The organism is Pseudomonas sp. PS01298, from assembly GCF_029959745.1.
GTDB lineage: Bacteria > Pseudomonadota > Gammaproteobacteria > Pseudomonadales > Pseudomonadaceae > Aquipseudomonas > Aquipseudomonas aylmerensis.
Genome location: NZ_JASCPP010000037.1, coordinates 25,894 through 46,476 on the forward strand (window position 1 = coordinate 25,894; position 20,583 = coordinate 46,476).

Sequence of the window (20,583 nt, forward strand, 5' to 3'; positions counted from 1 at the left end):
TTTCTGGCAAGCACTGGAGATCAATGTGGGAGCCGGGCTTGCTCGCGATGGCGGTGGGTCAGTCGCCCCGGGTGTGGCTGATGTGACGCTATCGCAGGCAAGCCAGCTCCCACAGTAGAGGAGATCAATGTGGGAGCCGGGCTTGCTCGCGATGGCGGTGGGTCAGTCGCCCCAGGTGTGGCTGATGTGACGCTATCGCAGGCAAGCCAGCTCCCACAGTAGAGGGGGGCTGCCGGAAGAGCGCGCGCTTACTGGAGTGAGCGCAGGGCAAAAATGTGGGAGCGGGCTTGCTCGCGAAAGCGGTGGGTCAGTTGCCCGGATGTGGCGGATGTACCGCTATCGCAGGCAAGCCAGCTCCCACAGTAGAGGAGATCATTGTGGGAGCCGGGCTTGCCCGCGATGGCGGTGGAGCAGTCGCCCCGGATGTGGCGGACGTACCGCTATCTCAGGCACGCCAGCTCCCACATTGGTGACCTGTGTTGCCTGCAGATGGGCGGTTCACGCACGGATTGAATCGAGCATCCGCCGCAGCATGGCGTCACACCCCGCCAGTTGGTCGATACTCACAAACTCATCCGGCTTATGCCCCTGGTCCATGCTCCCCGGCCCGCATACCACGGTGGGGATGCCCACCGCATCGAACAAGCCACCCTCGGTGCCAAAGGCCACGGTGCCGAACTCACGTGAACCACTGAACGCGGCAATCAACTCTGCGGCCTGGCTGCGTTCGTCGGTGACCAACCCCGGATAGGCCGACAGCTCGGTAAAGTGAATCGCACTCTGCGCGCTGACCGCCTGCATGCGCGGCAGCACCTGCTGCGTGGCATAGGCTTTCAACGCGTCGGCCACCTCGCCTGGGTCCTGCGACGGTAACGCGCGAATCTCGAAGTCGAAGCGGCAATCGGCGGGTACGATGTTGAGTGCCTTGCCGCCACTGATCACGCCGGTCTGCACAGTGCTGAACGGCGGATCGAACCGCGCGTCCTGGGTGCCGCGCAGCTGTTGCCCGATGCGGCCCAGTTCACCGATCAACTCGGCGGCATGTTCAATCGCATTCACCCCGTAAGGCGCGTAGGCCGAATGGCAGGCCTCGCCATGCACGTCGCAGCGCATCGCCAACTTGCCCTTGTGACCCAGCACCGGCTTGAGCTCGGTGGGTTCGCCGATGATGCACAGCATCGGTTTCACCGGGCGTTGCTCCAGCACCTTGAGCAACGAACGCACACCGAGGCAGCCGACCTCTTCGTCATACGACAGGGCGATATGCACCGGCATCCGCAACGGCGCCTCGACCAACGCCGGCACCAGCGCCAGCACACAGGCGATATAGCCCTTCATGTCTGCCGTGCCACGCCCAAACAACTTGCCGTCGCGTGCGGTCAACTCGAACGGCGGCACTGTCCAGGGCTGCCCGTCCACCGGCACCACGTCGGTATGCCCGGACAGCACAATGCCGGGCAATTGCACCGGGCCGATGCTGGCAAACAGGTTGGCCTTGCTGCGGTCCTCGTTGTAGATCCGCTCGCTGGCCACGCCGAAGCTCGCCAGGTAATCGTGCACAAACTCGATCAACTGCAGGTTGGATTCGCGGCTGGTGGTATCGAACCCCACCAGCGTGCGCAGCAACGCCTGGCTCTGGCTCATCGCTCGTCTCCGGCCACGCCGTAGCCGGGCGAACGGTCGGGGGCGAGGGCGCGGTCGATGTAGTCCTGCACTTGCGGGCGGTAGGCGTCCCAGAGTTTTTGCAGCGCGCCGATTGGCGCCTCGTCCGCCCAATCGACCCGCAGGTTGATGATCGGCCAGGTCAGTTCGCCCACCACCACCAGTGCGGCGGAGTGCACCGGGCCGGCTTCGCCACCGGCGGCGATGGCGGCGTGCATGGCGGCCAGGAGTCGGTCCGCCAACTGCCCTTCGGCCTGTTCAAAGGCGGTGACCATCGCGTCGATCACCGCGCGGTCGGCGAGCATATTGCCGGCCGCCACGCATTGCTCTCCCGACACGGCGTTGTGGGTGCCGAGGGTTTCGCTGCCGCTGAAATGCACGCTGCGGCCCAGGTGATCAATGGCCGTGAGCTGTCGGTACTGGCTGTAGCCATTACGCGTCAACGCGGTGTCGATGGCCTCGGCAGGGGCGAGGCCTTGTTCGAGAAAATCGAGCACGTCCGGGCCCAGCGCCGGCAGCGTGATGTTCTGGGTCGACACCGCACCCACGCCGGGGCGCAGCCACGGGCAACGGGCGCCCACGGCAATGCTTGAGGAACTGATGGCAATACCCAACTGGCCGGTGTCGGCGCATCGGGCGACGATGGAAAACGTCATGGGCAGCTCCTTATTCGGGAATAACCGCGATCACATCGATTTCCATCAGCCACTGCGGCTGGCCCAGGGCCGAGACGACCAGCCCGGTGGAGATCGGAAACACGCCCTTGAGCCACTTGCCGACTTCCTGGTACACCGGCTCGCGGTAGCGCGGGTCGATCAGGTAAGTGGTGGTCTTGACGATATGGCTGAGGTCGCTGCCGGCTTCTTCGAGCAGTTGCTTGACGTTGCGCATGGCCTGTTCGGCCTGGGCGCGCGGGTCGCCGAGCCCGACCAGGTTACCGTCGAAATCGGTGCCGACCTGGCCACGCACGTACACGGTATTGCCGGCGCGCACGGCCTGGCACAGGTCATTGTCCAGGCTCTGGTTGGGGTAGGTTTCCTTGGTGTTGAACATGCGGATGCGAGTGTGGGTAGGCATCTGGAAAACTCCGAAAAATAAGGGTCAGGCACTGACAGGTGTTTTGTGAGCCACCGGGGCGGCGTCGCGGTATTCGAGGTATTGGCGCTGGATGGCGATGTGGTCGGCCACGTACTTGGCGTCGTGCCACACGCCCCAGATAAACGACGAGCCGCGACGTGACTGCCAGGGCAAGCCAAGGAAGTAGATTCCGGCTTCGCTGGACACGCCGCGCTGGTGTTGCGGCTTGCCGGCAGCGTCGAATGCGTCGACTTGCAGCCAGCTGTAATCCACGGCAAACCCGGTGGCCCAGATGATCGAGGTGATGCCGGCCTTGGCCAGGTCCAGTTCCAGGATTGGCTGGCGGATGCAGTCTGCATCGGGGAAGACACGGCGCGCCTCAGGCTCCAGCGGCAGGTCCAGGCCGTTGCGCTCGATATAGGCATCGGCCGCATCCAGCAGGGCCAGGTAATTCTCGTCACCGCGCGCCAGGTTCTCGACCAGATTGGGCTGGAAGGTGGCGACACTGCCGTTGAAGGCTTGGGTCAAGCCGACCAGGGTCATGCCGTGCTGGGCCAACTCGCGAAAATCGATGGTCTTGCCGCCATGGGCGCCGCTCACCGCAATGGTCACGTGCTCGCGGCCAGGTTTCATCGCCGCCTGGTCCCACTCGCCCAACACGCCCAGCCACCAGCAGAAATCACGGTTGCGGTAAGCGCGCGGCGGGCGGTCGTGGGCGCCGACTGAGAGGTACACCTGGCGACCGGAGCGCTGCAGTTCATCGGCGATCTGTACACCGGACGAGCCGGCGCCCACCACCAGCACGGCGCCGGCCGGCAGTTGCGCGGGGTTGCGGTAGTCGGCGGAATGCAGCTGGTGCAGCGCGGTGTCCTTGGGCGCAATCGCCGGGATCACCGGCTTCTGGAAAGGCCCGGTCGCGGCCACCACGCGGTTGGCTTCGATCACGCCTTCGCTGGTGTGCACGGTGAAGCCTGGGCGGCCGACATTGCGCACCACTGAGGTCACGTCCACGCCGGTACGGATCGGCGCGTTGAATTTGCGTGCATAGGCCTCGAAGTAATCCGCCACCCGTTCTTTTGGCGCAAAGCCATCGGCGGCGACGTCATCGAATTCCAGGCCAGGGAAGCGGTCGTGCCAGGCCGGCCCGTTGGCGACCAGCGAATCCCAGCGCCCGGTGCGCCAGCGCTCGGCAATCCGGCTGCGTTCCAGCACCAGGTGGGGCACGCCTTGCTTGCTCAAATGCTCGCTCATGGCCACGCCAGCCTGACCGGCTCCCACCACCAGGGTGTCTATTTTTGTTATCGCTACAGTCATGTGTCTGTCCTTCCGTAATGCAGTTGGATTCAGCTCGGGCATGACTTCAAGGCTAGGGGGAGGGCGGTTATTAATAAAATATTATTAAGCTGGGAAGTGAGCATAAATATCGGATGCAGAGCCGTCGCCCGCGGTGTTAACGGGCCTCCTCCTTTCGATGTGGGAGCGGGCTTGCCCGCGATTGCAATCTGCCCGGCGATAGCGTTCCATCTGACTCACCGACAGCGCGGGCACGCCCGCTTCCACAAGGTTTTCGCCATGCCTGACATTCGCGTCATGACCGCGTCCGACTACGACGCCGTGCTTACCCTCATGCAAAACACCCCCGGCATCTCCCTGCGTGATGCCGACTCCCGCGAGGCCACCGAGCGCTACCTGGCGCGCAACCCCGGGATGAGTTTTGTCGCGCAAATCGAAGGCCAATTGATCGCGTGCGTCATGTGCGGCCATGACGGGCGTCGCGGGTATCTGCAGCACTTGCTGGTGCTGCCGGACTACCGTCGCCAAGGCCTCGCGCAGGCGTTGACCCGGCGCTGCCTTGAGGCGCTGGAACAGTTGGGTATCCACAAATGCCACCTCGACGTGTTCAAGACCAACACCCACGCCGCCCAGTATTGGCAGGGCCAAGGCTGGAAGCTGCGCACCGATATCGACCGGTATTCCTTCACGCGCCCGGGCAATGAAAACGCCTAGAACTCGCCGGAATACTTCACCGCTGCCGCTGCCCGCGAGGGTACATCCAAGGTGCGCAGCAGCGACGACACATGGATGCGCACGGTAAACGGCGAGATATCCAGGGCCTTGGCGATTTCCTTGTTGGTCTTGCCCTGGGCGATCAGGCGCAGCACTTCCTGCTGGCGGGTGGTGAGGGTGTGAGTGTCGAGGGGCAGCAGGCCAGAGGGCGCGAACTTGACCAGCACCTCGCCTTCGCGGATCGCCAGCAGCGCCTGGCCGATCTCGTCGGGGGCGATGTTCTTGCCGATAAACCCGTCGGCACCCAGGGCCATCACTTGATCGATCAGCGCCGGGTCATCGACCATCGACACCACGACCAGGGTGGTGCGCCGCAATCGCTGGCGCAGCTCGACCAGTTGGCTCATGCAGGTCAGGCCGGGAAAGCGCAGGTCGAGGATCAGCGTATCGACGTCGTGGCCGTCGCCGATCAGCGCGAGCACCGTGTCCAGGTCGCCGGCCTCTTGCACCACGGCTTCGGGCAGCAAGCGCTGCACGGTGCGCCGCATGCCTTCACGGAACATCGGATGGTCGTCGGCGATGATGATGCGATCGGTCATGGCGTGCTCCTCCCTGGGGCAAGGTTGTGCGCTGGCATGCTACCTTACCACCGCGCCCAGGTTCTGCCTGGGGGGCATGATGGATTTGTTGACTGCCGCACAAGGACGTAACCCATGAGTCTTGAGACCAACTCCGAACTCGACCAGGCCAACCTGCGCATCGTGGTGGCCGCCATTGCTATCGTGTATATCGGCGCGCTGGGCTTCCTGCCCGGACAGTCGCTGGACACCTACCTGCCGGTAATCCTGTACATCGTGCTGTTCCTGCTGGCCTCCATCGTCTTGCGCCAGGTCATCGCGCGGTGGCCCGGGCATTACCCGGCGCGGCGGATTTTCGGCATGCTCCACGACTACACCGGCACCTCGTTCGGCATGGTCATCGGCGGTGAGGCGGCGTTGCCGCTGTATGCGGTGATGGTGTGGGTCAACCTCGGCAACGGCATGCGCTATGGCTCGCGCTACCTGGCGATTGCCACGGCATTGGCGTTGCTGGCGTTGTTGGTGGTGTACCGGCTCACGCCGGTATGGCAGGCGCAACCCTTCATGGTGCTGATGCTGATGATCACCAGCACGGTGATCCCGGTGTACGCGCATATCCTCCTGGAACGTACGCGCAAGGCGTCCGAACAAGCCATCGCGGCCAATCTGGAAAAGTCCCGGTTCCTGGCCCAGGCCAGTCATGACCTGCGCCAGCCCATCCACTCCATCGGCCTGTTCACTGCGTGCCTGCGCGAAGCCAGGCTCGGCGATGAAGAGCGGCGGCTGGTGGACAACATCGACCGTTCGCTGCTCAACGTGTCGCAGTTGTTCCGCTCGATCCTCGACCTCTACACCCTCGACAACGGCCGCCTGTTGCCCAAATACCAGGCGATCCACCTGGGTGAATTCCTCGCTGATCTGGTGCGCCAGAACGCCGAGGCGGCGCGTTGGGCCGGCGTGGAATTGCGCCTGCGGCCTTGCGCATACTGGGTGCTGGTCGACCCGGCGCTCTTGGCGACCATGGTGCAGAACGTGCTGTCCAACTGCTTCAAATACGGTGCGCACCGTCCCGTGTTGATCGGCGTGCGCATTCGCGGCGGTGGCTTGGCGGTGGAGGTGCATGATCGGGGTCGGGGGATTGCCGAGGAGCATCTGTCAAAGGTCTTCGAGGAGTTTTATCGGGTACGCCACCTGCGTGACAAAGACGTCGAAGGCGTCGGCCTTGGGCTGTCCATCGTCAAGCGCCTGGGGCAGTTGATGGGGGTACACGTGAGCCTGCGTTCACGGGTTGGCCATGGCACGTCCGTGAGCCTCTACGGCCTGACCCTCGCCACCGCACCGCGTGCACCGGCCGCCCGCGACGAAACGCGCCAGGCGGGCCTGCTGACCGGTTTGAAAGTGTGCCTGGTGGAAGATGATCACAACGTCTTGCTCGCCACCCAGGCCCTGCTGGAGCGCTGGGGCTGCGTGGTCCAGGCCGAATCATCGGGACGCGACCTGGTCAGCGATTGCGACATCATCGTCGCCGACTACGACCTGGGGAATCACGCCACCGGCATCGAATGCATCGATGCCCTGCGCGAACAACGCGGCTGGGCGGTCCCTGCCCTGATCCTCACCGGGCACGATGTGGAGAAAATCCAGGCCGCCTTGCACGACCGTCAGATCGCCATTCTCTCCAAGCCCGTGCGTCCCGCTGAACTGCGCGGCACCCTGCGGGACCTGAGCCAGGAGACGGTTACTGGGTGAACCCTTGCAGTGCGTTGCCGCGTGCGCCCTTGGGCTGGCAGTAAGCGGCGGGCTTCATCAAGCCAAAGCTGGCCACCGTGAACAAGCCACCGCTGGCGCCGCTGGGCACCGAGCAGTTGTACTCGCCGGAGGCAGCGCTGGCGATGTAGTAGGTGGTCATCGAATCGCTGCGTACATTGGAAATACGCTTGACCGGTTCGCCCAGGTTGGTTTCCGACAGGGTCTTGAGGTGGTCTTCGTTGGGCTTGACGTTGCTGCAGCCGGCGACGCCGATGATCAGGGCGCCGAGCAGGGTGAGACGGGTAATGGAGGCGTGCAGTTTCATGGTGATTCTTCCTTGGGTTGTTATGGTTTTTCCAACGCACAACGAACCCGCGCGCAATGAATGCGCGGTGCCTGGGGAACGTTGGAAGTGGCGGCGAATATAGCGCCGCCGGGGGAAGCGGTCGATTAGCACAAGTGTGCTAGTGGCACGATGATTTCATGCAGGGAGATGCACATGCTGGAGATAAAACGCGCCACCCCGGAGCACGCCCAGGTGGCGTTCGACATCCGCTTGCGGGCCATTCGCAGCCAATGTATCGGCGCCTATACGTCCGAGCAAATGCTGCTGTGGACGCGGGGTAAAGCCGAGGACGGCTACGACGCCCTGATGGATCAACCGTTTTACCTGGGCTGGGTCAACGGCGAGGCGGTAGCCACCGGAATGCTCGACCCGCGCAATAACGAAGTGGGCGCGCTGTTCGTGTTGCCCGATTACACCGGCCACGGTTATGGCAAGGCGATGCTGGCGTTTCTGGAAGACTTGGCACGCGAGCTCGACATGACCGCATTGGTCCTGGACTCGACGTTGAATGCGGCCAGTTTCTATCGGGCGTGCGGGTACGTGGGGGATGAGCAGGCGATTTACCATTCGCCGTCCGGTTTGCAGCTGGCATGTATCCCGATGACCAAACAGCTCAGCCCCTGAGACCACACTTTGTAGGGGGCGGCTTGCCGGCAAACAAGCCGGATGACCGACCGCTATCTATGTCTATCGGGTGCCGCGCCAGGTGAGTGCGACGCTGTTTAGTGTGGATTGAGCGCCTGCTTGCGATACACCCCGGCCAATTCCCGCGCCAGCCCGATAAAGTTCTGCAGCGGCGCCGATGGATTGAATGTGCGCCGCACCAGGGTAATCGGCGCCAGCAGCTTCGGCCGTGCGTCCTTGATCCGGCAATACACCACGCTTTCGCGGTGTACGTCGCGCATCGACGCAGGGACTACCGAGATGCCTTCACCGGCGGCCACCAGGCTGAGATTGGTGAGCATGCGCTCCACTTCAAAGGCGATCTTCGGTTCGAAGCCGCCGTTCTGGCAGGCCTTGATCAGGTTGGCGTACATGCCCGGCGCGCCGGGGCGGCGCACGAGGATGAAGCGTTCATCCTTGAGCGCGTCGAGCGCGATGTCGGTGCCGGGGGCTTTCAGCAGTGGGTGGCCGGTGGGCAGCGCCAGCAGCATTGCTTCGTTGAGCAGGCGGTGGAAAGTCAGGCTTTGGTGAGTGCTGACCGGCGCGCGGAGGATGCCGATGTCGATGCGCTTTTCGACGCTGTCCTCGGTCACTTCCCGGGCGCTGCCTTCGTTGATCGACAGTTCCACGCCGGGGTAGCGCTCGCGGTACGCGCGAATGATCCGTGGGATCAGCGGGTGGGCGGCGGCGGAGCTGGTGAAACCGATCACCAGCGTGCCCTCGATGCCCTGGGCGGCGCGGGACGCCTTGAGCGAGCCTTGTTCGACACGGGCGAGGATGATCCGCGCTTCATCGAGAAACACCAGGCCACCGGCCGTCAGGTCGACGCCCTTGGGGTGGCGCTTGAACAGGTCGAAGCCCAGCTCTTGCTCGAGCGCGCGGATCTGCTGGCTGAGGGGCGGTTGCTGCATGTTCAGGCGCGCAGCGGCACGGGTGAAATGTCGCTCTTCAGCCACCATGATGAAATAGCGTAAATGGCGAAGTTCCATGGTGGTATATCCCGTGACAAGACTTTATTATTTGCGGCCGGCAGCGGCCAGGCGCCCAATATGCCGAAAGCGGCGCGCAGCGACAATAACAATAAATAAAAACAGGCTGGAGTACCGATGCCGACCCGATACGCCAAGAACGCCACCCTGCCTATTTTGATTGCCATCGCACTTGGCATGACGCTGGGCCTGGTGTCTCCGAGCCTGGCGATTGAAATGAAAGTGTTGAGTGACGGTTTCATCAAGTGCGTCGGCTTATTGATGCCGTTCCTGTTGTTTGTATTGGTGTCCACCGGTGTTGCCGGTATCAAGCGCGCGCCGCAGCACCGCCATGTCGTACGGCGCATCATTGTGTATTTCCAGTTGATGTCGTGTGCCGCGCTGATGCTGGGCATGGCCACGGGCTGGGTGTTCAACCTCGAGACCAGCGCGGTCTCGGCGCCGCCGTTACCGCCCGAAAGCTTCCTGCATGAACTGTCGCTGCTGTCGGCATCCTCCACGCTGTACCGCGTGTTTACCCAGAGCCTGGTGCTGCAAGTGATGTTCGCCGCCGTGCTCTGCGGGCTGCTGCTGGGGCGCGGCAGCAGCCTCGGCAATCGCTGCCTGGGCTGGCTGGAGGCGGGCGTGCAGGGGGTATTTTTCGTACTGCGGATAATCTTGACGTTTGCCCCGCTGGCGGCGTTTGGGGCGATGGCGTTTGTGGTGGGTAAATATGGGCTTAGTTCGGTCTTGCCGCTGTTGAAGTTCGTGCTGGTTATATACCTGGTGAGTGCGTTATTTGTGGTCGTGGTATTGGCCTTTATTACGCGTTTAGTTGGAATAAAGCTCACGCGTTTGATGGGTTATTTGAAAGAAGAGTTGTTGCTGGTGACATTCACCGGTTCTTCCGTGGCGGCACTTCCCGGTTGCGTGGATAAACTCGAAGCCCTGGGCTGCGATCGCCAATTAGTGCGCCTGGTGTTGACCACCGGCTACACCTTCAATCTGGCCGGGACAAACCTCTACCTGACTACCGCGATCATGTTCCTGGCGCATATGGCCGGGGTCGAGATTGCCCTGCCGGAGCTGCTCGCGGTGTTGGTGATCTGCCTGGTGACGTCACTGGGTTCCACCAGTGTGGCGGGGTCGGCGCTGTTCACCTTGATCGCCACTTTGAACATCCTGCAACTGGTCCCTCTGGAAGGGGTGGGCCTGCTGCTGGGAGTGGAGCGCTTGATGAAGTGCCGCTCGCTGACCAATGTGCTGGGCAACTGCGTGGCGTGCCTGGCGATTTGCGGGTGGCAGAAGTCGATTGATCGTGAGGTGTTGAAACAGGCACTGCCCACCCAGTAGGAGCCGACAAGCCGACTCCTACTGGTGAGGGGTCAGCCTTTGGTATTGGCCAGTTTGTCGAAGGCCTTGTCGAGGTTGCCTTCTGCACTTTGCAGCTTCTCACGCCGCTCCTTCAGCCACTGCTGATCCGCTTCCAGCGTCTTGCGCGCCTCCACCAGCATGCGCTTGACCTCCTGCGGCTGCGGGCCGCCGGTGCCTTTGCGGGTTTGGACCATGGTGGTCGGCGACAACGCCGCGCGAAAACCGGCCTCGTCCAGCGGCAAGGTGTTGGGAGTCCACTTGTACTTGTCCGCTGCCTGGCTATACAGCTTTTGTGCGTCGGCGTAAGCGAAGGTCTTCGGCGTGGTGCCGTTGCTGCGTGCTTCGGTGACGATCAGCGAGGCAAAGCTGTGACCAATACGGAACGGCACCTTGTATTGACGCTCCAGGGTGTCGGCCAGCTCCATCGACGTGGTCCACTCCGACTCCAGTTCTTCCAGGGCCCGCTGTGGGTTGATCTGCAGCGCGTCGAGCACTGCGTCCATGGCCTGGAACATCTCCTTGGTCGAGCGGAACACGCCCAGCGAATCGAACGCGAACTTGTAGTCGGTCATGCCGGTGGTGACGTTATGCGCGCGCAAGGTCACGGCCTGGGCCAGGCCGACCACGTCCGAGGCGGTCTCCCGCGCCCGCATCAGCAAGCCGGGGTTGCGTTTTTGCGGCATGGCGCTGCTGGTGTAGGTGGCTTCTTCATCGAGCAGCAGCCACGGGCGGATCTGGTGATACTGGGTGTGGATGTCGCCGATCATGGCGCCGACGCGAATCGCCGAGGACGACGCCAGGTTGGCTGCTTCGATCGGGATGTCGTAGGTCGACACCTGGCTCGAATCCAGCGAGTTCTCGCGCACGCCATCAAACCCCAGCAACTCAGCCAGGCGCTCGCGGTTCAGCGGGTAGGCCGAGTTTGCCAACACTGCGGTGCCCATCGGGCTCTTGTTCAAGCGTGCGTACAGTTCGCGGATGCGCTGGCCATCGCGGTCAAACGCGGCTTCGAAGGCCAGCAGGTAGTGGGCATAGCTGATCGGCATGGCCTGCACGCCGTTGGTGTAGGCGGGCACCAGGGTGTCGACGTTCTTGTCGGCAATGTTCAGCAGGCGCAGGCGCGTGGCGTTGAGTGCCTCGCTGTAGGCCAGCACCTGACTGCGCAACGCGGCCAGGCGGTAGGTGGCGAGCATGTCCTGGCGGCTGCGCCCGGAGTGGATCAGCGAGGCCTCGGGACCGATCTTGTCGGTCATGATCTTTTCCAGTTGCAGCACATCGCTGGGGCGCGTGCCGCCGGGCTGATCGGCCTGGGCAATGGCGTAGCGCACACCGCCGGCGATCTTCTGGCCCATGTCCGGCTTGACGATGCCTTCTTCGGTGAGCATCACGATCGAGGCTTTGTTGATGCGATTCAGCCAGGCGAATTGCGTCTGGGTCGGATCGGCCTTGGCCTTGTGTTCGGTTTGCGAGCTGTCGGGCGTGGCGCCGACTTTCGCCGCCTGGGCCGCGCATTGTTCGGTGGTGGTACACGGCAATTCGCCGGTGTTGGCCGCCTGGGCGCCGAAGCTGTTGAAGAGGGCGAAGGCCACCGCCAGAGGCAGCAGGCTTTTCAGGGCGCGGGGGGATGTGTTCACAGGAGTACCCGATTTATTTTTGGAATTGGGGGCCAGCCGGGCGCAGGGCACAGGCGGCAGGATCAGGCTATCGGGTCTGTTTGCAGATTGAAAATATATAGTAAGTGTTGAAGGCAGAGGTTTTAGGTATGGCGTTGGGAGGGTTTGCGTTGAATGAAGGGGGGTGTTGGGTGAGGGGCTGTTGTGGTGAATGAGGTTGTTGTAGGGAGAGGGCTGTTGTGTTGAATAAGATTGTTGTGGTGAGCGGGGGCAGTTGTGGTGAATGAGGTTGTTGTGGTGAACGGGGGCTATTGTGGTGAGCGGGCTTGCCCCGCGTTGGGGCGCGCAGCGGCCCCAGGCATGCACTGCGGTTCTTCAGGTGGATTTGGGTTGTCAGGTTTCAGGGCTGCTGCGCAGCCCAACGCGGGGCAAGCCCGCTCGCCACAAAAAGCTCGCTAGCCACAACAAACCCACTAGCAATAACAGTCCCACTTGCCACAACAACCCAATTCACCACTACAGCAATGCTTGCCACTGAAACCTGGTGCTGCCCAGAAAACCCAGCGACACCAGATCAATGCATCTTGCTATGGTCCATCCCATCCAGGCCGCGTGCGGTGGCCTTGACTTCAATGGCTTGTTTCTCACCCTTGGCGTTTTTCACCGTGAGGGTCAGCGGCACCTGGTCGCCTTCCTTGATCTGGCTGGTCAGGCCCATCAGCATCACGTGATAACCATCCGGGTCGAGCTTGACGGCCTTGCCCGCCGGCAGGGCGACGGAATCCACCGGGCCCATGCGCATCACGTCATCCTTCATGCTCATTTCATGGATCTGCACGTCCTTGGCCGCAGGCGTTGCGACGCTCAGCAACTGGCTGTCGCTGTCGGCGGTCAGGGTCATGAACGCGCCGCTGGACGGCTGGCCCGGCACCGAGGCGCGTACCCATGCGTCGGTGACCAGTACCTGGGCGCTGGCGTGCGCTGCGAGGCCCAGCAGGGACAGGCCGATCAGGGTGCGCTTGAGGTGTTGAACGGCAGTCATTAGCAGACCTCCATGACGGTGAGCAGGTCTTCTGCGCACTCTTTAGCGTTAAGGGATGCCTGCAGGCCCAGGCGCAGGTTGCCGCGTGTGTCGAACACGAAACTGGTGGCCGTGTGAGACAGCGTGTAGGTGTCGCCGGCGGGGATCTTTTCATAAAAGATCCCGAACTCCTTGGCGGCCACGGCGATTTCTTCCGGGGTGCCATACAGCGCTTCGAAGCTGGGGTCGAAGGCTTTCACGTACTTGTCGAGAATCTCCGGGGTGTCGCGTTCCGGGTCCAGGGTGATAAAGATCACTTGCATGATCTCGCCGTCGCGGCCCATCAGCTTCTTGGCCTGGGCGGCGCGGGCGAGGGTGGTCGGGCACACGGCCGGGCACTGGGTGAAGCCGAAGAACACCACCGGCATCAGGCCACGGTAGGAGCTGAGGGTGACGGTTTCGCCCTCGGTGTTCTTGAGCTTGAAGGTGCGGCCCATGATCTTGTCGCTCAAGTCCTTGCCGTACTTGAAGTTCAACCTGGGGCTGTTGTCACAACCGGCCAGCAGGCCCAGACCCAGCAGGCCCATGCCGGTCAGGACCTTGCGGCGGGTAAATAACGTACTCATCAACTGTGCATCCTGTGAAACGCCTGCATTGCTCTGGATCTACACATCAGGCTTTGAGGGCGCCAAGTCTACCAACCCTGGGAAGCGCACGTAATCTGCGACGTTCTGCCACAGGGGCATGCGGTGCTTCATCCTTTTGCGGCTCTGATGGTAGAGTCGCCGCCATGAAATCGAGCCATCCCGCCCGTCCGCTGATCGTCTGGACCCTGTACTTCTGCGTGCTGATGAACCTGTTCGCGTGCGGTTTGGGGCATGGCCAGATGCTCGGCCAGCAACTCAACGGGATTGGCGGGGCGTTCTGTTCGGTGGACGGTAGCCAGGCGCCACTTTCCGACAAAGGGTTGGGCAGCCCGTCTTCCAGCAACATCTCGAACTACTTTGCCTGCCCTGTGTGCAACGCCGTCACCGTTGCGCTGGTGTTCCTGATCGGTCTCGCCTGGCTGTTGGGCCTGGCGCAAACCCCGCGTCCGGCGCATGAGCGGCGCAACAAGGCGCCACCGCGTTATTCCTGGCCCTCGGCCAACCCCCGCGCTTCCCCGACTTTCTGACGTGTGCCTTGGGCTCCCTGTAACCAGGGGGCGTTCTATCGTCACGACTGAGAGTGCGTTTCATGAACCACCTGTTGCCTGCCGGCGCCAGCCGCCTGGTCCGCAAGGCGTCGCGTCGCCTGCGCGCGGAACCTGTGCAGCCTGACTACCCGAGCAATTCCCGTTGTTTCGTACACCTGGATGCGCGCCTGTTGCCGTATTGGCACAGCGTGTTCGACATCTGCCCGGCGCTGCTCAAGCTCGACCCACCCGAGGGCCTGAACCTGTTTCGCAGCTTCATGACCTGGGCTTACCGCAACCAGCCAGCGCAGGACTGGACCTATCACCTGAACATCGGTCGCTGGCTGCTGGGCTCGCCGTATCGCACGCAGATCGACGATGAGCCGATCGAAGCCTTCATGGCCGCCGCCGCAGCGCGCTGGATCAATACCGACGACAGCCCGGCACAGGGTGTGATCCTGGCCTGGCAAGGTTCGACCGTACTGGAGTGGAAGGGCACCCCGCTAGCGACCGTCGAGCCACCGCGCATGCCGGTGCCGGCGGGGGAATTTGTCTGGGGCTCACTGGACACGCGGGGCGAATTCAGCGGCTGGTTGCCGGTGCCGTAAGGTGCTGGCGAATCCACGCGTCGACGTCGGTCACGGCGATGCCGTGCCGGGCGTTGAACGTGACGGCGGGGTCCCAGGCCACGCCGTTGCCCTGGGCGAACACCGCGCGGTACTTCTTCAGGTTGTCGTCGGGGCTGCTGGCGAGGTCAGCCAGTAGCGCCGGCACCGACCAGGGTTCGCGCTGGAGCTGGATGCCCATGGCGGCGTCGACCGTGTCGGCCAACTGCCCGTAGGTCAGGGTGTCGCCAGCGGTGTACACCACCTGGTTGGCGATGGCGGGTTCAGCGAGCACGATCTGCGCCGTCAGCCGGCCGATGTCCTCGGGCGTGGTGACGGTGACGGCTGTGTCCCAGTCGCCCAGGGCATGCACGGTGTTTTGCGCGAGGTCGACCACGCCAAACGATGGCTCGAACAGAAAGCTGGTGAACATCCCGGTGGAGATGATCAGCCACTGGGTGGTCTGTTGGCCGCGCAGCAGGTCGCGCACGTCCAGTTGCTCGTCGAACAGGTCCTGCGGGCTGCCACGGCCGATCACGTCGTAGTCCACGCCAAACTGCCACGGCACATAGCGCTTGACCCCACTGCGGATCGCCGCCTGTGCCAACTTGCGTTGGGTGCCTGGGCCTGCGGCAAATCCGATGCAACTGATCACCGTGTCGAACGGCGCGAACAGCGCGGCGAGCGTGTCCTGGCTATCGTTCTGCAGATCGCCGGCCAATGGCTCGACGCCGAGCTCACTCAAGCCATTCGCAGTAGTCGACTGCGCACGCAACAGCACGGCGATGCGGGTGCCCTGCGGCGCCAGCGCGACCAGTTCGCGCAGCACGGCCATGCCCAGTTCACCGGCACCGAGCACCAGGATGGAAGGGGAAGTCATAGGGTTCTCCGTCAACAGTGAAAGTCGTGGCATGCTTGCAGAATTAAACGCCGCGCATAAGAAGGCACACGCGTGATACCGAGAGCCCCCCATGGATAACGACGAAATCATCCGCCGCTCGCAGGCCGCCTGCGACGCCCTCAGCGCCGACGATGACGGCCTCAAGCGCGAGGTGTTGAGCCACGCTGGCAACCGCTGGTCATTGGGCATCGTGCACGTGCTCGGCGTGTCCGGTCGCCTGCGCCATGCCGAGATCGGTCGACGCATGACAGGCGTCACCCAGCGCATGTTGACTCGCACCTTGCGCCAGTTGGAACGCGACGGCCTGGTGCTGCGCCATGACTTTCAGGAAGTGCCGCCAAGGGTCGAATACGCCCTGTCGCCCCTCGGCACGCAGTTGTTGGTGCACATGATTCCGCTGTGGACCTGGGTGGTGGAGAACGGCGAGGCGTTTCGCCAGGCGCGGGAGCAGTTTGATCAGGCTTGATCGGGAAACAGCCGGGCAGACGCGAGCGGAGGCAGGCCTGGATTGTTACGCAAACTGAAAAAGTGATTGGCGGTTTTGGCGGCTGTTTCTGTGCCGCTCAACTCTATACCGTGCGCGCTCCCGTTGAATGCGGCACCGACCCGACTGACAAAGAACAGGGTCGGGCCGTGACGGGGTCGCCTCAATCACTTCTCGGAGCCTTCATGAAGCACACCACTTGCCTGGCGCTCGCCGTGTCCATCGGCGCGGCGCAGCAGGCGGCTGCCGCCGGTTTTATCGATGACAGCAAAGCCAGCCTCGACCTGCGCAATTTCTACTACAACCAGGACACCCGCAATGCCAGGGGCGCCTCGGACAAGGAGTGGGGCCAGGCCTTCATGTTCAATTACCAGTCCGGTTTCACTGAGGGCTTGGTCGGCCTGGGCCTGGATCTGCAACAATGGTATGGCCTGCGCCTGGATGCGTCGGGCCGCGCCGGCAAGGCCGGTGCAGACAACACTCCTGGCAGCGTTTTCCCCCTGGACGACGGCAAGGCTGCACATGACTTCAGCAAGACTGGCGTCACCGGCAAAATGCGCATCGCTCAGACTCAATTGAAAGTCGGCAGCCTGATGCCCAAGCTGCCGGTGCTGACCACCGAAGACGGACGCCTGCTGCCCCAGACCTTTCGTGGCTATCAACTGGATTCCAAGGACTTCAAGGATTTGAACCTGGTTGCCGGCAAGCTTGAGCAGGTTGTCGACCGCAATTCCAGCAACGGCCAGGGCATGTCGATTGCCGGCGCCAATGACCCGATCAAAGGCAAGTCCAGCAACCAGTTCTATTACGGCGGGGTTGATTACAGCGTCACCAAGCAGCTGCAGCTGCAGTACTACTACGCCAACCTGGAGAATTTCTACCAGCAGCACTTCCTCGGCCTGGTGCACAACTGGCAGTTGCCAGTGGGGCAGCTCAAGAGCGACCTGCGCTATTTCTACAGCACCGCTGATGGCAAGAATGGCAGCGCGGCGGGGCGCAGTGAAGGGTATGTCAGTTCGGGTTACTACGCGCCGGGCATCAACACGGGCAAGGTCGACAACCGCTTGTGGAGCGCACTGTTCACGTATGGTCTGAGCGGGCACGCGTTGAGTCTTGGCTACCAGAAAACCACGGGCGAAAGTGACTTCCCGCATATCAACCAAGGCCAGGGCCGCTCGCTCTACCTGATCACCAATTCGCAGTCACTGAAGTTCGTGAATGCCGGCGAGCAGGCGACGGTGGGCAGCTATGCCTATGACTTTGCCGGCCTGGGCATTCCTGGCCTGCGTTCAAGCGTGACTTATATCCACGGCAGTCATATCCGTACCGCCGGCCGCGATAACAGCGAATGGGAACGCGACCTGCGCCTGGATTATGTGATCCCCGCCGGCAGGTTGAAGGGCCTGGGGTTTACCTGGCGCAGTGCGGTGCTGCGCGGGAATGACACCGCAGACAAAGATGAAACGCGCCTGATTGTCAGCTACAGCATCCCGCTGATGTAAAGCGTCAACTGCCGGTATGCGCGGTTTTCTTTTTCGTCGCCTTGCTGCTGGGCTGTTTGTGCGGCGCAGGGCTCGGCGAGGCTTTTTCCTTGGGAGCAGTCTCGGTTTTTTTGTCGCTGTCTGATGGGCTGCTGGGGTAGGTGCCCGGCGGCAGGGCAGAGCCCGCGGCGCTGCTGTCGCTCAGCGTATTCGGTGACGGCGCGGTGTCATCGCCGAAGGCGGCGAAGGCCGGACTGGCCAGCAGGACCGACAGGCCGACGATAAGCAAAATCCTTTGGGACATTCTGGTCTTCATGACGCGATCCCCTTGTTGCTCTGATCATGACTGAAGCCCGAAAAATCCGGGCTCCAGTACTGCTTCAATCAAGACTTCTTGCCGCCGCCGGAGCTGTGCGCCCCGCCTTTTTTGCCGGCTTCAGAAGCCTTTTCGCGGTCATTGGCAAAGTTGCCGCCCGAACCTTGACCGCCGCTTTTTTTCTGTGTGTCGGGCTTGGCTTTGCCGCCTGCACCCGTGGTGGTTTTTCCGCTGGTAGCCATTTTCAAATCCCTCATCAATGAGTGAATCAATGGTGTCGCTTAATTGGGAATACTCAACCGAAAGCAAAGTTTGAAAAAGTTCGCGACCATGCGACGAATGGACGTCACGCCGCGAGCGGCTTGGCGCCCATGGATTTCTTGTGCGCCGCTTTCATCGCTTCCATTTCAGCGCCGAGTTCTTCCAGCACCGCCTTGCCCAGCAGCTTCCTGGCCTGGGGGAACATCTCGGTTTCCTCTTCTTCGATGTGGTGTTCCAGCAGTTCCTTGACCACTTTGACGCGCCCGGAGAACTCGGTGGTGGATGGCTCGGTCTGCTTCAGGTCGGGCAGCACCAGGGCGTCGACCGTGCGATGCTCTTCCTTGGCTTCGTGGTACATGATGTCTTGCTCCTTGCCGCCGGCTTTGCGGAAGGCCGGGTAGAGGATCTCTTCCTCGAGCTTGGTGTGCAGGCTGATCTCCATCTCGAGTTTGGCCAGCAGCTCGGTGCGCTTCTTGACGCCGCGTTCGGTGGACTCGCTCAGTTGGGTCAGCAACGCCTTGACGCGTTCGTGGTCAGCCTTGAGAAGGTCGATGGCATTCATGGTGGAACCTCACGGATAGCAAGCGGGCGCGTCGAAGTGCGCGCCTCGTCAGGTAGGTAGTGCATCAGTTATACCAACTTGAACGTATTTATAAATTATTTATGAATCAGTAGCTTATGTCATGAGCGTGAGTATGGCGGTCGTGCAGCTTGCATGGTCGTGCAAGGTTTGAGTTGCATTACGCCGTCCCTAGCCGCCGCTGACTTTCCAATGCTTGATGTCTTCAGCGAACACCACCTGCTTGACCTCATGGGCAATCCCGTAGGCGAGCGATTCGTGCGCGGCAATGACCTTTTCCTCGGCTGACAGGCACTTGAAAATATCCAGCTGGGTGTCGGCTTGGGACGTCTCCAGTTCATAGATTTTCACGTAGCGGGCCAGGTCGTTATCCAGGCTCGACAGGTACTCGCGCAGCCGTTGGTGGTCCACCGAACTCTGGCTGAAGTACCAGTTCATCGGATGGATCAGAAAGCGCGAATGCGGCGTGGTGATACGCCGGTTCGCTGCCAGGAACATGATGATGCCCATGGATTCGATATTGCCCGCGTTGATCGCGCAGAGCGGCACCGGCAGCGCCTTGAGGAAGGTGTAGAGGGTAAACCCGAAGTTGGTGCTGCCGCCGGTGGTCGACAGGTTCAGCAGCAGCGAACTGGCGCCTTCGTCGATCGCATCCAGGCAGCAGTCGCGAAAACGCTCGGTGGTGCCTTGGTCGATCTGGCAATGAAAGTGGATAACATGCTCGGTCATCCTGAACCTCCGGAATTCAGTGCAAGAGGGGTGACTGAGGTTGAGTCTAGAAGGTTGCCCGCGATGTGCCCGGGTGCAAATCGGATGGAACCCTCGGGCCAGATGCTTGACCTAATGCATAGACCTCAGGAGGTGAACCATGCAAATAGAATATATCTGGATCGCGTTGGCGGTGATTTTGCTGCTGTTGGAATTGTGGGCGATCAACGTCGTATTGCGCAGCACCGGTGGCTGGGAGACCAAGGGACTGTGGGTGGTAGTGCTGATTTTCGTGCCGCTGTTGGGGCTGATTGCCTGGGCGATGTTTGGTCCCAAGCGAGAGATGGCGCAGCAGCGCAGAAGTTAAGGTTCATAGGTAAAAAAACAGGCGCCGAGAGGCGCCTGTTTGCGTTTCAACCCATCGATATCAACTCGCCAGTGCCTTGGCGATGGCTTGGTTGAATGCCGGCAAGTCATCCGGTGTACGCGAGGTGATCAAGGTCCAGCCATTGGCCTTGCACTCCTTGACCTCGGCATCCACCCAGCCGGCGGCACCGGCGTTTTCCAGGTCGATGCGCACGCTTTTGTAGGAAGTCAGCGTCTTGCCCTTGATCACGCCGGCGTCGATCAGCGCCCATGGGCCGTGACAGATCGCGGCCACGGTCTTGCCGGCCTTGACGAAGTCGTTGATCACCCGCAGCGCCGAGGCATCCTGGCGCAGGGTGTCGGCGTTGACGGTGCCGCCAGGGATGACCAGCGCATCGAATTCGCTGCTGACCACGTCCGACAGTTGCACGTCGGATTCCACCGTCTTGTCTTTCTCGGTATCGCCGACAAACGTCTGGGTGGTGCCGCCCTTGCTGGATGCGTGGGTTACGGTGGCGCCGAACCCGCGCAGCGCTTCCAGCGGCTTGACCAGCTCGTCGCGCTCGATGCCGGTGTTGGAGGTGATGATCAGGATGTGCTTGCCGTTGAGTTGCGCGCTCATGGTCGAGTGTCTCCTTGGGTCAGGGGT

24 protein-coding genes and 1 pseudogene are annotated in these 20,583 nt (G+C 62.2%); 9 read left to right on the forward strand and 16 right to left on the reverse strand.

Annotated features, from left to right (window positions below; translation table 11 throughout):
* Positions 1 to 498 precede the first annotated feature (498 nt).
* From argE to QMX97_RS15130, 4 genes are read right to left on the reverse strand one after another with little or no spacing between them, the layout of a single operon-like run.
* On the reverse strand, positions 499 to 1,644 hold the full coding sequence (argE, locus tag QMX97_RS15115; protein ID WP_282397166.1) for an acetylornithine deacetylase: 1,146 nt from the start codon (positions 1,642 to 1,644) through the stop codon (positions 499 to 501).
* Entirely contained in the window at positions 1,641 to 2,318 is a 678-nt protein-coding gene (locus tag QMX97_RS15120; protein WP_282397167.1) for a DUF1028 domain-containing protein, read from the reverse strand. Before QMX97_RS15120 ends, argE begins: the two co-directional genes overlap by 4 nt.
* A gap of 10 nt (positions 2,319 to 2,328) precedes the next feature.
* Entirely contained in the window at positions 2,329 to 2,739 is a 411-nt protein-coding gene (locus QMX97_RS15125; RefSeq protein ID WP_010171793.1) for a RidA family protein, read from the reverse strand.
* 24 nt (positions 2,740 to 2,763) lie between these two features.
* Positions 2,764 to 4,053 (reverse strand): NAD(P)/FAD-dependent oxidoreductase, encoded by a 1,290-nt coding sequence (locus QMX97_RS15130; RefSeq protein ID WP_282397168.1) that lies wholly within the window; start codon positions 4,051 to 4,053, stop codon positions 2,764 to 2,766.
* 258 nt (positions 4,054 to 4,311) lie between these two features.
* Here QMX97_RS15130 and QMX97_RS15135 point away from each other — a divergent pair, with 258 nt between their 5' ends.
* Positions 4,312 to 4,746, forward strand: coding sequence for a GNAT family N-acetyltransferase (locus QMX97_RS15135; protein WP_120448894.1), 435 nt, complete (start codon positions 4,312 to 4,314; stop codon positions 4,744 to 4,746).
* On the opposite strand, the gene QMX97_RS15140 is transcribed toward QMX97_RS15135, so the two are convergent.
* Positions 4,743 to 5,345, reverse strand: a complete 603-nt coding sequence (locus QMX97_RS15140) for a response regulator transcription factor (protein ID WP_106803541.1) — start codon at positions 5,343 to 5,345, stop codon at positions 4,743 to 4,745. The two genes, QMX97_RS15135 and QMX97_RS15140, sit on opposite strands and share 4 nt — an antisense overlap.
* 114 nt (positions 5,346 to 5,459) lie before the next feature.
* Between QMX97_RS15140 and QMX97_RS15145 the strand changes: the two genes are divergently transcribed.
* Entirely contained in the window at positions 5,460 to 7,073 is a 1,614-nt protein-coding gene (locus QMX97_RS15145) for a hybrid sensor histidine kinase/response regulator (protein WP_120448893.1), read from the forward strand.
* Here the strand turns inward: QMX97_RS15145 and QMX97_RS15150 are convergent.
* Positions 7,063 to 7,398: a hypothetical protein gene (locus tag QMX97_RS15150; RefSeq protein WP_282397169.1), complete on the reverse strand. Its 336-nt coding sequence runs from the start codon at positions 7,396 to 7,398 to the stop codon at positions 7,063 to 7,065. The two genes, QMX97_RS15145 and QMX97_RS15150, sit on opposite strands and share 11 nt — an antisense overlap.
* 174 nt (positions 7,399 to 7,572) lie before the next feature.
* Here QMX97_RS15150 and QMX97_RS15155 point away from each other — a divergent pair, with 174 nt between their 5' ends.
* The gene (locus QMX97_RS15155) at positions 7,573 to 8,043 is read left to right on the forward strand and encodes a GNAT family N-acetyltransferase (RefSeq protein WP_065907653.1); all 471 of its coding nucleotides are present in this window, start codon (positions 7,573 to 7,575) and stop codon (positions 8,041 to 8,043) included.
* Between the two features lie 98 nt (positions 8,044 to 8,141).
* Here the strand turns inward: QMX97_RS15155 and QMX97_RS15160 are convergent, their stop codons facing one another.
* The gene (locus tag QMX97_RS15160; protein WP_201145032.1) at positions 8,142 to 9,071 is read right to left on the reverse strand and encodes a LysR family transcriptional regulator; all 930 of its coding nucleotides are present in this window, start codon (positions 9,069 to 9,071) and stop codon (positions 8,142 to 8,144) included.
* A gap of 117 nt (positions 9,072 to 9,188) precedes the next feature.
* Here QMX97_RS15160 and QMX97_RS15165 point away from each other — a divergent pair, with 117 nt between their 5' ends.
* Positions 9,189 to 10,403 (forward strand): cation:dicarboxylase symporter family transporter, encoded by a 1,215-nt coding sequence (locus tag QMX97_RS15165; protein ID WP_282397170.1) that lies wholly within the window; start codon positions 9,189 to 9,191, stop codon positions 10,401 to 10,403.
* Between the two features lie 32 nt (positions 10,404 to 10,435).
* On the opposite strand, the gene QMX97_RS15170 is transcribed toward QMX97_RS15165, so the two are convergent.
* The 3 genes from QMX97_RS15170 to QMX97_RS15180 form a co-directional block, all read right to left on the reverse strand.
* Positions 10,436 to 12,058, reverse strand: coding sequence for an argininosuccinate lyase (locus QMX97_RS15170; protein WP_262135100.1), 1,623 nt, complete (start codon positions 12,056 to 12,058; stop codon positions 10,436 to 10,438).
* 553 nt (positions 12,059 to 12,611) lie between these two features.
* A complete protein-coding gene (locus tag QMX97_RS15175) occupies positions 12,612 to 13,079 on the reverse strand; it encodes a copper chaperone PCu(A)C (protein ID WP_065907662.1) in 468 nt (155 codons plus the stop codon).
* The gene (locus tag QMX97_RS15180; RefSeq protein WP_106803547.1) at positions 13,079 to 13,684 is read right to left on the reverse strand and encodes an SCO family protein; all 606 of its coding nucleotides are present in this window, start codon (positions 13,682 to 13,684) and stop codon (positions 13,079 to 13,081) included. Before QMX97_RS15180 ends, QMX97_RS15175 begins: the two co-directional genes overlap by 1 nt.
* A gap of 164 nt (positions 13,685 to 13,848) precedes the next feature.
* On the opposite strand from QMX97_RS15180, the gene QMX97_RS15185 reads away from it, so the two are divergent.
* Both QMX97_RS15185 and QMX97_RS15190 read left to right on the forward strand, forming a co-directional pair.
* Positions 13,849 to 14,232, forward strand: coding sequence for a DUF2946 domain-containing protein (locus QMX97_RS15185; protein ID WP_065907665.1), 384 nt, complete (start codon positions 13,849 to 13,851; stop codon positions 14,230 to 14,232).
* 62 nt (positions 14,233 to 14,294) lie between these two features.
* Positions 14,295 to 14,840 carry a putative natural product biosynthesis protein gene (locus QMX97_RS15190; RefSeq protein WP_282397171.1) on the forward strand — a complete coding sequence of 182 codons (546 nt, stop codon included), beginning with the start codon at positions 14,295 to 14,297 and terminating at the stop codon, positions 14,838 to 14,840.
* Here QMX97_RS15190 and QMX97_RS15195 read toward each other — a convergent pair.
* Positions 14,815 to 15,717, reverse strand: coding sequence for an aromatic alcohol reductase (locus tag QMX97_RS15195; RefSeq protein WP_120448888.1), 903 nt, complete (start codon positions 15,715 to 15,717; stop codon positions 14,815 to 14,817). The two genes, QMX97_RS15190 and QMX97_RS15195, sit on opposite strands and share 26 nt — an antisense overlap.
* A 91-nt stretch (positions 15,718 to 15,808) precedes the next feature.
* Here QMX97_RS15195 and QMX97_RS15200 point away from each other — a divergent pair, with 91 nt between their 5' ends.
* Together QMX97_RS15200 and QMX97_RS15205 are read left to right on the forward strand one after the other, a co-directional pair.
* Positions 15,809 to 16,204 (forward strand): helix-turn-helix domain-containing protein, encoded by a 396-nt coding sequence (locus QMX97_RS15200; RefSeq protein ID WP_065907670.1) that lies wholly within the window; start codon positions 15,809 to 15,811, stop codon positions 16,202 to 16,204.
* 203 nt (positions 16,205 to 16,407) lie between these two features.
* The gene (locus QMX97_RS15205) at positions 16,408 to 17,724 is read left to right on the forward strand and encodes an OprD family porin (protein ID WP_282397172.1); all 1,317 of its coding nucleotides are present in this window, start codon (positions 16,408 to 16,410) and stop codon (positions 17,722 to 17,724) included.
* 4 nt (positions 17,725 to 17,728) lie between these two features.
* On the opposite strand, the gene QMX97_RS15210 is transcribed toward QMX97_RS15205, so the two are convergent.
* The 4 genes and pseudogenes from QMX97_RS15210 to QMX97_RS15225 all read right to left on the reverse strand — a co-directional run bounded on the left by QMX97_RS15210 (position 17,729) and on the right by QMX97_RS15225 (position 19,589).
* Entirely contained in the window at positions 17,729 to 18,019 is a 291-nt protein-coding gene (locus tag QMX97_RS15210) for a hypothetical protein (protein ID WP_201145017.1), read from the reverse strand.
* 68 nt (positions 18,020 to 18,087) lie between these two features.
* Positions 18,088 to 18,198: pseudogene (locus QMX97_RS15215) on the reverse strand (KGG domain-containing protein); the annotation flags it as partial.
* Positions 18,199 to 18,365: 167 nt separating this feature from the next.
* Entirely contained in the window at positions 18,366 to 18,842 is a 477-nt protein-coding gene (locus tag QMX97_RS15220; protein WP_065907677.1) for a hemerythrin domain-containing protein, read from the reverse strand.
* A gap of 189 nt (positions 18,843 to 19,031) precedes the next feature.
* Complete coding sequence (locus QMX97_RS15225; protein WP_065907679.1) at positions 19,032 to 19,589, reverse strand: ATP-dependent Clp protease proteolytic subunit; 558 nt, start codon at positions 19,587 to 19,589, stop codon at positions 19,032 to 19,034.
* Positions 19,590 to 19,728: 139 nt separating this feature from the next.
* Between QMX97_RS15225 and QMX97_RS15230 the strand changes: the two genes are divergently transcribed.
* A complete protein-coding gene (locus tag QMX97_RS15230; RefSeq protein ID WP_065907680.1) occupies positions 19,729 to 19,935 on the forward strand; it encodes a PLDc N-terminal domain-containing protein in 207 nt (68 codons plus the stop codon).
* A 60-nt stretch (positions 19,936 to 19,995) separates the two neighbouring features.
* Here QMX97_RS15230 and QMX97_RS15235 read toward each other — a convergent pair whose 3' ends face one another.
* Positions 19,996 to 20,556: a type 1 glutamine amidotransferase domain-containing protein gene (locus QMX97_RS15235; protein WP_282397173.1), complete on the reverse strand. Its 561-nt coding sequence runs from the start codon at positions 20,554 to 20,556 to the stop codon at positions 19,996 to 19,998.
* Positions 20,557 to 20,583: the final 27 nt, after the last annotated feature.